The sequence below is a fragment of the Oceanobacillus alkalisoli genome, from assembly GCF_021556485.1.
Lineage (GTDB): Bacteria > Bacillota > Bacilli > Bacillales > Amphibacillaceae > Oceanobacillus > Oceanobacillus alkalisoli.
In genome coordinates, this window is the sequence record NZ_JAKGBW010000006.1 from 106,934 (window position 1) to 121,317 (window position 14,384).

9 protein-coding genes and 1 pseudogene are annotated in these 14,384 nt (G+C 37.8%); all 10 read right to left on the minus strand.

Annotated features, from left to right (window positions below):
* Positions 1-163 precede the first annotated feature (163 nt).
* Positions 164-1,357, minus strand: a pseudogene (locus LZD48_RS08020) (FtsK/SpoIIIE domain-containing protein); the annotation flags it as partial.
* Entirely contained in the window at positions 1,357-1,737 is a 381-nt protein-coding gene (locus tag LZD48_RS08025) for a YdcP family protein (RefSeq protein WP_235762204.1), read from the minus strand. The pseudogene LZD48_RS08020 and the gene LZD48_RS08025, both read right to left, overlap by 1 nt.
* Before the next feature lie 12 nt (positions 1,738-1,749).
* The gene (locus tag LZD48_RS08030) at positions 1,750-2,064 is read right to left on the minus strand and encodes a YdcP family protein (RefSeq protein WP_235762205.1); all 315 of its coding nucleotides are present in this window, start codon (positions 2,062-2,064) and stop codon (positions 1,750-1,752) included.
* A gap of 364 nt (positions 2,065-2,428) precedes the next feature.
* Positions 2,429-4,414: an FRG domain-containing protein gene (locus LZD48_RS08035; protein ID WP_235762206.1), complete on the minus strand. Its 1,986-nt coding sequence runs from the start codon at positions 4,412-4,414 to the stop codon at positions 2,429-2,431.
* A gap of 303 nt (positions 4,415-4,717) precedes the next feature.
* The gene (locus LZD48_RS08040) at positions 4,718-6,316 is read right to left on the minus strand and encodes a hypothetical protein (protein WP_235762207.1); all 1,599 of its coding nucleotides are present in this window, start codon (positions 6,314-6,316) and stop codon (positions 4,718-4,720) included.
* Between the two features lie 607 nt (positions 6,317-6,923).
* Positions 6,924-7,886: a glutamine-hydrolyzing GMP synthase gene (gene guaA / locus LZD48_RS08045; RefSeq protein ID WP_255770933.1), complete on the minus strand. Its 963-nt coding sequence runs from the start codon at positions 7,884-7,886 to the stop codon at positions 6,924-6,926.
* A 159-nt stretch (positions 7,887-8,045) separates the two neighbouring features.
* Positions 8,046-10,238, minus strand: coding sequence for a transglutaminase TgpA family protein (locus LZD48_RS08050; protein ID WP_235762208.1), 2,193 nt, complete (start codon positions 10,236-10,238; stop codon positions 8,046-8,048).
* Positions 10,235-11,494, minus strand: a complete 1,260-nt coding sequence (locus tag LZD48_RS08055; protein WP_235762209.1) for a DUF58 domain-containing protein — start codon at positions 11,492-11,494, stop codon at positions 10,235-10,237. The genes LZD48_RS08050 and LZD48_RS08055 overlap by 4 nt, the downstream gene beginning before the upstream one ends.
* Positions 11,494-12,453, minus strand: coding sequence for an AAA family ATPase (locus LZD48_RS08060; protein WP_235762210.1), 960 nt, complete (start codon positions 12,451-12,453; stop codon positions 11,494-11,496). The genes LZD48_RS08055 and LZD48_RS08060 overlap by 1 nt, the downstream gene beginning before the upstream one ends.
* 408 nt (positions 12,454-12,861) lie before the next feature.
* Complete coding sequence (locus LZD48_RS08065; protein ID WP_235762211.1) at positions 12,862-14,361, minus strand: amidase; 1,500 nt, start codon at positions 14,359-14,361, stop codon at positions 12,862-12,864.
* Positions 14,362-14,384 lie beyond the last annotated feature (23 nt).

Here is a 14,384-nt window from a genome sequence, read left to right on the forward strand (position 1 = left end):
TCTTAGATGGATAGTTCATCTAACTTATGGCTTTACCAACATGCTACACTCCCTGTTCAGTTTCCATTCCAGATAAGTTGGTTGTTAATAGGGTAAAACTTTTCGTATCTTCAACCCTAGTGTGTTGTCAATACACATTCATTACATGCCCATACGGGCGCACTCCAAACATCATGCCATACCCTAGTTCAGACATTCTTCCTAAAGCAACACGAAAATTAAATTGATCACGGATCCCATCGCCTAAATATTTTGCATCTGGCCGCTGACAAGCGAGAATAAGAAAGAATCCAGCTTGACGTCCTAACATCACAATCTGTTTTAGTTTCGTTAATACAGCTGTACTTTCTTTAGAAGCAAGCATTTCCATAAAAGCTACGTATTCGTCAAAAACTAAAAAATGAGGAGCTAAGCCCAAATAAGCATAGTTTTCCCCTGTTTTATACTCTTCCATCTGTTTTATTTCTTCACTTCGAGCCATCATATCTTCATAAAATTGATCAATACTTGCCATCATGTCTTTCTTTTTATAATATACATCAGGCATGACAGTACTTAGATCGGCTAAATCTGCATTTTTCGGATCTAAGATATATAACTTCGCATTGGTTTTTAACAGTGCTTCAATCAACGTAAGAATAAAATACGTTTTTCCACCACCTGTTCCGCCAGCAATCAACATATGTGGCAGCTTATCATATTCCCAATCCATCGATTTCATGAGCTTTAAACTACCGTTTTGCGCAATGACTTCATCAATTGAAATACGATTCGCAATCATATCATAAAAAAGAACGTATTTTACATAGGAATCATGTAATTCCTTTGATACTAATTCACAATACAAGCCACTTTCCAACTTTTTCTCCAAATTTAACAGTGGCTCTTGATATTTACCAAGCGTTATTTCTACTTGAATATGAATCATACCTTTTTCATACCGATAATACATCTTTGGAAAATGACTAATTTTTTCTTTCGCCTTACTAGATGGTATATCTTTGAAAAATCCTTCATTCATCACTTGTTTTGTTTCATACCACTGATTGTCTAAAATCATTTTTGCGAGCTTTTGTCGATGCATCAACTGTTTTAGATGGTTATAACGATACCGATAATAAACAAAAGCACATATTACCATCTTTACCAAACTAATGATTAATGAAGTGAATCCATATCTACTTACAAAATGAGTTTGAAATGGATCAAGTTCCCACGTTGTCGAAAGTAAAAATTTTACATGAAAAGGAATAAAGAAAACGAGCCATACACCAAACAATCCAAAGAAGATAAATTGAAAAAAGAGAGATGCGTTACTTGGTCGGATTCGTTTCCCTCTTTTTCGGTAAAATTTCATTATTTATCTTTGTTAGGTGTAGATTTTTGATTGTTATTGCTTGGTGTCGCTGTTTTCCCTTTTAAAACCAAGTCATCTGCCTTGATATACCAATCCACATCAGCACCACGAAAAGTTGCATTTGCGACTGTATCTGCGACAGGATTAATTAGTTCTACTTCTGCATTATAATCAAAGTCTTTTAATGGAACGGAAGCAGGAATACTGACTTGAATCATGCGCCCTTGTTCACGAGACTTTAAATCATAGGTGCGTTCTTTTACTACTGTTGATACCGTACCATCTTCATTTTGCAAAAACACTTCCCGACGTAATGACGAAAACTTTAATAATCCGAATGTCTTATCTTTATCAATGACAATTCCTTCTGCTAATCTCATGTTTTTTCCTCCCTATGCTCTAACCATGTCATCAGCATGTAAAATGTATTTTGTAAAACCACGATCACCAATTTTATAACCTTCTGCGGTAATTCTAGCATTGACTAACTTCACTTTTTCCTCATGTTCAAAGAATTTCTCTCCTGCTTCTTGGGGCAAGAGCACCTCAATATCATCTGCACGTTGAATATCGGAATACAAATTATAACTACGTGACAATATTGTCATGCGCCCATTAATACGGCGCTGTTCCACCTTACCTTCTCCAGCATATTCTAAATTACCAAATGTTTTTTCCATGTTCGGAATAACATATTTTAGTTCCATAATGATTTTCCTTTCTATAAAAATTTTTTTGAATAAATAAGTTGTTTAAGATTTTTCAGCACTGGGAGAGCGGATACGATATCTTCTCATGGAAAATCCTCCTTATTATTTTAGTGAATATAAAAAAACGTCATAGCAATAAACTATGACATGGAAAGAAGAAAGAAATAAAAAAGAAATATTGCTTTTACACAATACTTCTTCATTCTCGCACTTATTAAATTACTCTTACTACTTTGATACTAAAAAATTTATATACATTCTCCTCATTTACTATATTAAACTAACGAAAAATAATATTTTTCCCTCTTCTTTCTTAAGGTGATAACTCCTCATACTTAACATTTGATCACCACAATATCAATCAAACTTCGAATTTCTCGGTATAATTAACAGTTGGGCCCATACCAGTTCTATCAACATACTTACCTTTTAAGTTCTCATATTCACTCCCTGCTTTTAACACAAATTCTTTATCTTGCACTGAAGGAATAGCAAGAGAAATATCTATGCTATACATTCCTTTATCGAACCCAACGTCTTCTTTTCCAAGTCTACCAAAATCAAATCGTTTATTTTTCACTAATGACTTATTCTGTGCCAATAGCAAATTATTAGAATTTCTCAAGGAAATCATCAGTGATGCCTTATCAAAGAGATTAGTCGTTCCCCTTATATTCATTGTATTGTCTCTGTTTAAGGAAATATCAAGGTTAAAAGTAACATCCAAACCATTCGGGTTTAGTGGTATTGTTTGTTTATATTGATATTCTTTTCTTTTTATTTTTTCAGGATCAATTTCATTATACTCGTCATCTGAAAGATCAATGGCCTTTTTCCAATATATTGCTTGATCCTTTATTCTATCAAAATGTAACTTAGCATCCCTAAAACAATTTGAAATCTGGTATTTTTTAGCACGCGAATTTAATTCTTCCTTTTTTAGCCACAAAATCACATTATCTAGATGCAAGGCTACTTCTTGAAAATTGTTCAAGTATTTATTAAATTCATCATTTCTTGAGCGCCCATAATCACCGAACTTTAGAAAAAGCTTATTAATCACAATTTCATTATCAAAAGCATACTCTTCTAAACCCTTTATATCTCCACTCTCAAAGGCACTTAACATATATTTATAGTAGAGTTCAAATTCTTCAAATGTCTTCATGTTTTGAGTATAAAGAATTTTATCATCAACAAAGGCATATTCATCATAATAATCTGCCAGCGTACTATAGGATTTTTCAAAGCGCCATACATAGCCTAATTCATCTGCTTCCCCAATAAGAAGTGGCTTGAACCTAGGATCTAATGTTTCTTTAATCCATTGCCCTCTTATTATCCAGTTTTTCATAATAAAGTCATCGCCATTCTTTGCAATATAAACCCATACAACATCATTTGTCCTTTTGTATTGATCAATGATCTGAATTCCAATATGCTTTACTTCTTCAATACGCAGAACTTTATTTAATACTGCTACAATAGAACATCTTCTAGCACCTGCATGAGAAACATCTTGCACTTGAAGAATGTTATATGCACCATCCAGATCAAAATCTGCTTTTCTGTATTTCTCCTTCAGGTAATCAGCAACCGACGGGAACTCTGGATATATAGTAGTTTCGTTAATATTATATTTTTCATCAAGTTCCTTCTTAACTGCTTGTTTATGTTCAAAAGGAATCCGTATTACCATTGTTGGTTCAATTGAATCGAGGGGTAATATAGATTTTTTTATTTCCTTTCCAATTGTTTCATTACCACATATTGCAAAGGAGCCTTTCTGGCAGAATAACCTTTCATTAGATTTTTGAAGGTCATCAGAGTACTTTATAAATGCTCCTTCCGAGGCAAATTCTAATATTTCATCCTCTGTTATTTCTTCAGAATAGCATTCTAAATATGAACTTTTAATTACATCAAGATTATGTGAATCTAATGTTGCAAGAAGAGACAACAGTTTAATCCTTTTATCGTTTAGGTTATGCTCTGGCTGAACAAAAACATATACATTACCATGCGATTTGTCATCAAAATTTTGTACAGCAAAGAAAAGCGCAATTAATGGGTCAACTGTTAAATCTACGAGTCTTGTTGGAATACCATAATGTTGCATTTTTGACAGGCGTTCAATCGGCGATATTAAATCAGCAAATTCTACAGATTTCATATTAATAGCTTCTTCGTAGATGAGGTTTTCATTACTTGTATATCCTGCATTTCTAGAAATACTTGATGTAATACTTTTATATACTTCTAATTGACCTCTATAAAAGACATTATTATAAATATCATACCTCGACAGCTTTTTTAAATAATCATCAACAGTATTGATTTGCTCCATCTTATCAATCACCCCTAACTTTATATATTTTAATCCTTTGACCTTGACTACACCATGACATGTATAAAGTCGATTGAACATACATAAAAAATAATAAAACCGCATTTGTTACAGTGGCTCTTCATTCTATAAGTTGAAAGCCAAATATCCTCATTTGATAAATCTTTTCAAGTATTAACAAGTACCTCAAGGATTGCTAGGTACTTCTCCCAGTTTCCTTTGACCCTTTCACTAATCACTTTAGTTATTAAAATATCAAGTTCACAAATATATTTCATGTGTAGCCTTTTCTGCTACTCAATTTCAAAAATTTGGATTCCAGTTATATTCTATTGTTTTTTCACGTCTTTTTTTCAAATATCTATCTATAAAATTATTGTGGATAGGAAACTTCATATTTATATCGTACTGGACTTGAGCAATAAAATTATCATTATTTGGCAGTAAAGCTCTGTCCTGACCTCGGCGAACCTCTTTTTTATACAAAGTGAGATATATTATATCTGCCTCCATCTTACCATGCTTAACCTTATGAGAAGAAAAACCATGGTTCTCTAATGTTCTTAATCTATCTAGAATAGCTTCTACCGCTTTTTGAACATGTCTTTTTCTCTTAGCTCTTTTCAAATATACAACTGCCTTTAATCTTTTTTCTCTTTCGTTACTAATATCTTCAATTTCAGTAATATAAAAGTCCTTATTTTCAAAATCAGGATAATACCTAAATGAATCTTCAAATTCATTTCTATCCTCATCATTTATTGGAAACATAAAAATATTTCCACTACCCCACACAATTCTACTTGCTTCTTCAATGTCTATTATTCCTTTTGATAGATCATTGACCACTGAACACTCAATTACGAAAAAGGAACTTACAACTTTAGGGGAATGGAAAGAAACCATTATTGAATCTTTTGTTTCCAATTTTCTTAGTTGAAAAATCCTTTCAGCTGTAAATAAACCAATAAACATCCTAGAATTAATATCTAGATCTATCCCAGAAAACTCAATTTTCACAATCTTACTCTCTGTTTTTTGATTATTAATTTCATGTTCCCATACATTATCACAAGTGGTTAATAAAGTAGATAAAGATAACCTTTCAAAGAATGAAGAAGTATCTTCATGAACACTTTCATTTTCGTAAATTTCGTTATAGGATATATTTTCTTCACATAGATATTCAAACCAGGCCAATAAGTTAGCGCTAACACCATCGAATAATTGCAATAAAGCATCTTTAAACTCATAAACAGTTAGTTCTTTTTGCAAATGCTTTCCATGTTCTATATAAGAAAAAATCATTTTGGTACCACTCACCCGTACTCCACCATGTGACATTGCATTACGTATATTTGAATCTGCTAGATCTGTAATTTTACTATAGTTTCTTTTGGAACTAGATAAACATTGAATTTGTGGAGTTAGATTCTTTTGGTATAAATTTTTCCCTTCAATAATACTTTGGAATTCAATAAAGAGCTTTAAGGTGTTACTGAAGGCACTATTTAACAGCTCATTAAATATATTAATACTAAATATCTTTGCTTTAAGTTCTTCACTTCCTTTAAACCTATTCATCAATATAATTCTATCTTCTAAATTTAGAAGACTTTCATAAGTGTAAACTAGGAGCTGAAAATTTCTTAATAGTGTAGATAGCATTGCTTCTTTACCAATAGCACCTTCAATTTCTCTTATTTTATTTCTAGAGAAATCATATATCTCATTATTCCAATGTTTCATTTGAGAGTTTTTAATGTATTTATATAAAATAGGATGATAAATAGATGGTAAAAAATCAACCTTAGTAAATAAATCCATAAATGTTGATTTCACTTCTTCGAAATCATCTTCCTTTGTTGTCTTCCACCAATAAATATAGTCTGTTTGTTGCATATATTCCCTCCTCCGATAGCTTCATTACTTTAAGTATAATGACTTATATTATAAGCTCAAGAAAATTGGGTAAATTACTTATTATGCACACTTTTTATCCTGGTATCCTTTTCCATTTTCTTTTTTTCCTTGCATTCATACTTGTAAAACTTCACAAAGCATGGAGAAGAACTTTTATAAAAAATACTATCTTTATTTCTCCAATATGACTATCTACTAGATCCTGTTCTTCACTTTGTTTGTATCACTACAATTGAACAATAATGTTATATATCATCTATACTACTCCAAAATTTAGACACAACTAAAAAACTACCCTTTGGCGGAGAAAATTCTTAAAAAGTCGATTAAGTGTTCTCATTTATTTAGTAATATACCATTTCACTTTCTTATAACTAATCTGTGTAAAAAGCTTATACACATTAACCTGAAAATATCTTAGAAAACAAAAAAGAGATACTGCTTTTACACAATATCCCTCAATTTTCTCCGTTTCCTCTGGCGGAATCTTGGCGGAGCACCTATTCATTTCTAATTGTTTTATCCATTTTACGTACCATCGAAATGCAGTCAAATCAACGTTTTCACTTCAAATGCCTCTAGTGAATTATTCCCACTCTATCGTCGATGGCGGCTTACTCGTCACATCATAAACCACACGGTTAACCTCATCTATCTCCGTCACAATTCTACTCGAAATCTTCTCCAGCACGTCCCAAGGAATTCTCGCCCAGTCTGATGTCACACCATCAACCGAATTCACAGCGCGAATGCCGACCGTATGAACGTATGAGCGTCCACCATCTTTCACCCCGACACTGCGGATATTAGGCAGGACGGTAAAATATTGCCAGATTTCACGGTCAAGGCCTGCTTTTGCAATTTCTTCTCTTAAGATTGCATCAGACTCCCTCACAATCTCAAGCTTCTCATCCGTCACTTCACCGAGAACACGGATACCAAGTCCTGGTCCTGGGAATGGCTGTCTCCAAACGATGTGGTCTGGGATGCCAAGGGCTGTTCCGACAGCGCGGACTTGCTGTTTGAATAATGTTTTAAGCGGTTCGATTAATTCGAATTCCATGTCTTCCGGCAGACCGCCAACGTTATGATGAGACTTGATTGTTTTCGAACCTTCCGTGCCGCTTTCCATAATATCGGTGTAAACCGTTCCTTGGGCAAGGAAACCGATATTCTTTAATTTCGCAGCTTCATCATCGAATACATAGATGAACTCATTTCCAATAATTTTTCGCTTCTGTTCAGGATCTGTGACGCCTGCTAATTTAGATAGGAAACGGTCTTTCGCATCGACTTTAATAATATTCATATGGAAATCTTCTGCGAAAACTTCCATCACTTCATCTGCTTCATTTTTACGCAATAAGCCATGATCGACGAAGATACATGTCAGCTGGTCGCCGATTGCTTTATGCACAAGTGCTGCAGCAACTGAGGAATCAACTCCGCCGCTTAAGGCACAAAGCACTCTCTGATCCCCAACTTGCTCTTTAATTTTTTGCACTTCTTGTGCGATAAACTCTTCTGCATTCAATTCATTTGGTTTCATTATGATTGCTCCTGTCTGCTATCTAATATTCTCATTTTACTAACCAATAGAATTCAGGTCAACCCATAAAGTAAAACTTCATACAGGGGGGTTCCTTCCCTCCCCCACCTTCACATTTTCGGGTTTTCCTCATATTTACAGTAGGGGATTTACAGACTGTTAATGCCTGATAATTGTTTTCAGCAACTTTTTCCAAATATTTTTCAATTTGTCCATTTTTTCCGGTTCGAATTCATTGCGGTAAAGCATCCGCTCATAATAGACTGTGAGCGTCCGCATTTCACCTGTTCCATAATGGGCATCCACACGTTTCGCATATTCACGTAATGTCTGATCGTTTTTCCTTTCATTTCCTTCATGGTCCAGAACTTTAAGTAAGTGTAGATACGCCTCTTGAAATGCTTTCTGACTCTGATTATGATTAAGCTTCATGGCTAGGAGCTTCGTTTTTATACTGAAACGATACTTATACAGTACGTAGAAAATCAGTAAAATTACTAAAGCAATAAGTCCCCACTGCCACCAGGAAAGGTTGAAATTATTGTCGGAAGGGCTAGCCATTGCTGGAGTTGTTTCGTCTTCCTCCGGTTCCATTTCAGGTTCAGGCAGTTCTGTCTCTGGAGCATCAAGTACATCATCATAATCTTCGGTAGCTGTATCTGTACGGTCCACATGGAAATCTGTCAAGTTCGTGAACCCTTGTGTCGGTTCAAAGGGAACCCAGCCAGATTCAGGAAAGTACACTTCCACCCAAGAATGGGCATTGGAATTCGTCACTTCATAAATATGATGATTATCCCGGTTTCCTTCACCAATTATTTCTCCGCCGGTAAAACCTTTCACCCAGCGTGCTGGAATATCGAGGGTCCGCAGCAAGACGACCATAGATGTCGAGAAGTTATCACAATAGCCGACCTGTGTTTCAAAGAGAAACTGATCAACATAATCATCATCCTCTCCTGGAATGGCAACTCCTGTCGTCTGATACGTAAAGTCGTGGCTGCTGAAATAGCGTTCAATCGCACGCGCTTTCTCATACCGCGTCTCGTGACCAGCCGTTATCTCCTCCGCAAGCTCACCAACACGGTCTGGAAGTGTATCGGGAAGATGAAGATATTCCGCCATTTCCTCTCCATCGTTGCCCGGGTCTTCCCGTAATGCAGATAAAGAATAGGAAGTCCGGTCATAGGCTAGCTGATAATAATCAAGTTTCAATGTTTCCCCGTTTTCACGAGCTTCGATTGACTCGGTGATTTGGTCGAGGAATAAATCTGGTTTAGGCATTGGGGCTACGAATCGTTTTACCCCATAAGGATAAACGAACTTTTTAAAATTTTGTCCTTCTTGAAACTCAATCCGTGCTGTCGATTCTTCGGTCTCCACATTCCCATGGTACATATCCAGATGAATTTCTCCGCCCTGTTGTTCGATGTAATCATGATCAGCCGATGACTCCCAGCCCTTTCCAGTATAAATTTCCTTCGTTTCTATCCGCCAATACTGATCCCGGTCCGTTTCCACTTGGAATACCGGTATATCATCTTGAATGAAGGAGCCGCCAAGACGGGAATCATCCTCTCCGTAGCCAACTTTCTGTACAGTACTACCACCAGAACCGCCGACCTGTTCTGCAGCACTTTCAAGAAAAGGGACTGGGTCAGGCCACTGCGGATTGAGCTTCGGTGCAACAAGACCGAGCAGGACAGAGAATACAAGTGTGAGTAAAATAGGGAGTGTCCATTTCGTTTTCTGCTTTATCCGTTCAAGCGATATTTTCTCTTTTTCCAAGTCACGATTTAAATTCGTAACCGCCAAAGCAACTAATGAAATAATAAAGATTCTAATAATCGCGAAAGTCGCATCATACAAAGTGAAAGTATCTAACACCGTAATATAAACGAATGTTAAGAAGATGAATAAGAAAATCCGTTTCATCTGCACAAACCAGTAATGGAGCAGGTAGCTCATTAACCAGATTAGCAGCAGGAAGAGAAAACTCCGGAATAACGGGCTTAAATAATACCAATCCTGACTAATGAATATCTTTGTGTTCATCGTAAATTCCAACAGAAAATAATTCAGCCACTCCCTGCTCAGGAAGCTCATGTCAAAATAAAGTCCATTCAAAATGAATAATAACCCAAAGCCTTTCAATAAGAAACTTGCCCACCATTTCAGCTGCAGAAGCGAAATGAAAAAACAAAATATAGTATAGATCACAAAAATCGAGATACTGCTTGTGTCTGTCACCTGTTCAATCGGATAAAGCCATTCCAGAAAAAGGACGAGCCCGCCAAGATAAAGGATGACATTATAAAAGTTTGATCGTGTCACTTTCTGTTGTGTGCTCATCGAATACTCACCTCAAGTGGGTTTGTAACCATTTCTTTTTCCGTTAAAACATGAATTGCTACTCCCGACTTTTTCATCTGGGCGACGATTTCCTGTTCTTTCTCCAAGATGAATTTTGAACCTTGCACATAAAAAATAACAATTTGGGCGATCCGCTGTCTCAACTCGTGAATCGTTTGCCAGAAGAAATCATCTACGGACGTCGTGATAATCACAAGTCGCTCCATTCTCTTTTTGGTCAGCAGCAATTCTCTTAAAGCTCCTGAGAATGGAATTTCCCCGTCTGGCTGAATCTTTGTCAGGTAATAACGGATATCACCTTTCCCCTGATTGGATTCACCTAGGGAAAATTCCTTCGTTTCTCTCCCGACGGTTAATAATTCAATATCTGTCGTGTTTTTTTCAAGTTTAGTAACTAAGGATAACGTTAGTTCGACACTCGCCTCAAAGGCAAGCGGGTTCTTTCTTTTAGGCAAGCAAGCATCGAGAATCACATAGAGATTGTTGCTTCTCTCCTGTTCGAATTCCTTTGTCATGACCGTTTGATTTTTTGCGGTCTGTTTCCAATGAATCCATGAAAAGCGGTCCCCCGGGGCATATTCCCGTACGCCTGTCGCAACATTCGTATTTTCCAATTGGAACAGATTAACGACTTGCTGCCCTTGTTCAAAGCTGACAGCACGGTCTGAAATTCTTATATCTCGTGTATTTGGCTGTACAATTAACTCGTCTTGTACAGGATAAATATATTCCTTTTTTACGAAGCCAAAGACATCGCTAATTAATACCCGCACGCCCTGAAGCTCATGCTCTCCCCGTGGGAGCTTGTCTAAACGGTACGAAATTTCCAGTTGCTTTTTAAATCCAATCATTTTCATCTTTTTCATCGTGCGATCGATCGTTACATGATCCGGTTCATTTAAAAATGCATAATCATAATGTAATCTATTCCAAGAAGCTGGCATGATTTCTTCTACCATCCCGTAATAAAGCGGTAGCGGAAATTTTCTTTCGAGGTGAATCGTTACATCAATCGAATCACCTGCCTGTATAATTCGTTTCGAGAGCGTCCGGCTCACTTTCCAATTATTCAAAGGATAAAATAAGAGACCTAAATGATAGAGCAGGATTGGAAGGAAGCTGTAGAATAGGAACCAGCTGACGAATCCGCCTTGAAACATAGCATATGAAAATAAAACAGCGAGCAGGATGAGAATAAATAGCAAATTACCGATGAATCTGAGTCTGATTTTCATCAGTCAAATTCCCTTCGAACCGGAATATGTGTTGCTTGTAAAATTGTTTCCATAATTTTTTCGCTGGTTTCACCGTTGAATTTCGCCTCTGACGTGATGATAATCCGGTGTCCGAGCACAAACGGGGCCAAATATTTCACGTCATCTGGAAGTACATAATCACGGTCGTGAATGAATGCATGCGCTTTCGCAGCTTTCATCAGCGCAATTGATCCACGGGGACTGACCCCGAGATAGGTCGACGGATGCTCTCTCGTTCCATTCACGATATTCACAATATACGTATGAAGCGAACGGTCGACATACACTTCATCCACTTCCGCTTGGAGGGTCGTTAGTTCTGCTTGGGACATGACGGCTTGAATCGTTTCAATCGGGTGATGCAGCGACGTTTTTTCCAACAAATCAATTTCTTCTACAAAGGTTGGGTAACCCATTTTCAACTTTAGAATGAAACGATCCAACTGGGCTTCTGGCAGCGGATACGTTCCTTCATACTCAATTGGATTCTGAGTCGCCATCACAAAGAACGGTTGGTTGAGTGTAATTGTACGCCCATCTACACTGACACTTTGCTCTTCCATTGCCTCCAGAAGTGCGGACTGGGTTTTCGGAGAGGTCCGGTTAATCTCATCCGCCAAAATAATATTCCCGAATATTGGTCCACCACGGAATTCAAATTCCATTTCTTTCGGATTATAGATGGAAATTCCAGTAACGTCAGACGGAAGTAAATCCGGGGTAAATTGAATTCGTTTAAAATCACAATCCAATGATTTTGCCAGTGTCCGGACAAGCATTGTTTTGCCAACCCCAGGCACATCTTCAAGTAACACATGACCTTTCGCCAGCAACGCAACTAAACTAAGGATAATGACTTCTTCTTTTCCAATAATAACCCGGTTCATATTCTGAATAACAGGATTAATCTTCTCATTATAAGCAACCACTTCTGCCATCTTATCCAACCCTCTCTCAACTTCTATATATCAAGCTATTGTTCTAGCATTTAGTATGTAACAGATTATTAGTAATTATACTATCACTATACAAAAAAAGGGTAGTGTTGTAAAAGGAAGATTGCTGGATTTGAAGTGGTTGCCAGGGAGATTAAAAAAACAGTAAATGACTAAATGATTGGAGGTTATGAGATGATGGGCGTTGAGAGGGCTTATAAACTACCAATAGAGCGGGGCCCGGGAAAGAACGGGCGTTGAGAAAACTTATAAACTGCCGTTCAAGTAGATTTTATCGGAAACAGGCATTTAATAGCCATTAAATTGCTAAATAGTCCCCTATCCATACCATTTTCAGTATTAACCAAGAGAAAAAGCAGTGAGCCTATCCGCGGCCCACTGCTCCCTCACTTACTTTGTAAAATACGGATTCCCATTCAACCCAATCCATTCATCCGTTTGCTCAAGATCGTAGGCAAGCTGCAATAAACGATGCTCCTCACCCTTCGAAGCAATCACTTGTACACCAAGCGGTAATCCTTTTTCCGATACGTAAACAGGCATAGACATCGCCGGCTGACCAGTTAGATTCGCGAGCATGCCAAATGGCGTATACGTCAGACTTGGCAGGAACATATCGTAAACGAGCTGCTGTTGGTCATCCTTCGTTCCTTTGTGAATATCACGCAAGAATGCTTCTTTCTTCTCTTCTGTCACTTCAAGCTGTCCAATTTCCGGAGCGACATCTGCTGTCGCTGGAGTAATATAGAAATCATACGTTTCATGCAGTGCCGCCATCTGAGCAGCTGCCGTGTCCCAGGAAGCAAGACTCGCGGAAAAGTCTGCTCCGGAAATCGACTTTCCAGCGACATGCATCATCCAGCCTTCAAGCTCAATGTCATTCTCTGTCAACTCCCGGCCGAGAGCCTGCTCTAGACCCTGGACCGTCATATTCATTTCACCGCTGTTCATAATGTAATAGTCTTTCATCAATTGGATACCATCTACTCCATTGGTACGCTCTACCACTTCATGCCCTTCCGACTCAAGCCATTTCACAACTTTCATAACGGCATTTCTTGCATCATCTGACACTGGTGTGCCAACCGGGGACTCCGTTGTAAATGCGATGCGGAGCGGCCTTTTCTGACCACCCTTTAAACTATTCAAATAACTATCAACAAAAACAGGGGCATGGAAAGCTGCTTCCGGCTGGAACGTCTGCAGCTGATCCATCATTGCTGCTGCGTCACGCACGGTTTTCGTCAGCATAAAATTGATCGATGCACCTTGCCAGTCACGTCCTGCACCAGGTCCAACCGGCATTCTTCCCCTAGTCGGCTTCAGACCAAATAACCCGGAGAAAGACGCCGGGATTCGAATCGATCCCCCACCGTCACTTGCCCCAGCAACTGGTACGACTCCAGAGGCAATTGCGGCTGCCGCTCCCCCGCTTGATCCGCCCGGAGAATATTCCGGATTCCACGGGTTACGGGTTGGTCCGTGTAATTTAGGTTCGGTAATATTTTTTAATGCAAATTCGGGTGTATTCGTATGTCCTAAAAATACAAACCCAGCTTCTCTTAGTTTTCTTACAAAATGGGATTCTACTTCCGCAACATAATTCACAAGCAATTTCGATCCGGAACTTAAAATTTCTCCTGGTAGTGATTGGGATACATTTTTAAGCATGGTCGGTACACCGGAAAAGGGCGCTTTCTCTACTTTTATCAATTCCGCCTCTCCTAACGCTTTACCTTTCCGGATGCTTGTTGCGAGATTCAAGTCTGGCTGGACTTCTTCTAAGCGATCCAGTGCTATTTCTGTTAATTCTTTCGGTGACATTTCTTTTTTCTTCAATAATTCAGCTAACCCTACTGCATCATAATGTACATATTCTTCTGTTTTCACTTCATCACCTCAAGTAAGTATTT

Bases quoted from the DNA above. Each gene is read 5' to 3' on its own strand.
- LZD48_RS08025 (WP_235762204.1), bottom strand. From the start codon at position 1,737: ATGAGATTAGCAGAAGGAATTGTCATTGATAAAGATAAGACATTCGGA.
- LZD48_RS08030 (WP_235762205.1), bottom strand. From the start codon at position 2,064: ATGGAACTAAAATATGTTATTCCGAACATGGAAAAAACATTTGGTAAT.
- LZD48_RS08035 (WP_235762206.1), bottom strand. From the start codon at position 4,414: ATGGAGCAAATCAATACTGTTGATGATTATTTAAAAAAGCTGTCGAGG.
- LZD48_RS08040 (WP_235762207.1), bottom strand. From the start codon at position 6,316: ATGCAACAAACAGACTATATTTATTGGTGGAAGACAACAAAGGAAGAT.
- guaA (WP_255770933.1), bottom strand. From the start codon at position 7,886: ATGAAACCAAATGAATTGAATGCAGAAGAGTTTATCGCACAAGAAGTG.
- LZD48_RS08050 (WP_235762208.1), bottom strand. From the start codon at position 10,238: ATGAGCACACAACAGAAAGTGACACGATCAAACTTTTATAATGTCATC.
- LZD48_RS08055 (WP_235762209.1), bottom strand. From the start codon at position 11,494: ATGAAAATCAGACTCAGATTCATCGGTAATTTGCTATTTATTCTCATC.
- LZD48_RS08060 (WP_235762210.1), bottom strand. From the start codon at position 12,453: ATGGCAGAAGTGGTTGCTTATAATGAGAAGATTAATCCTGTTATTCAG.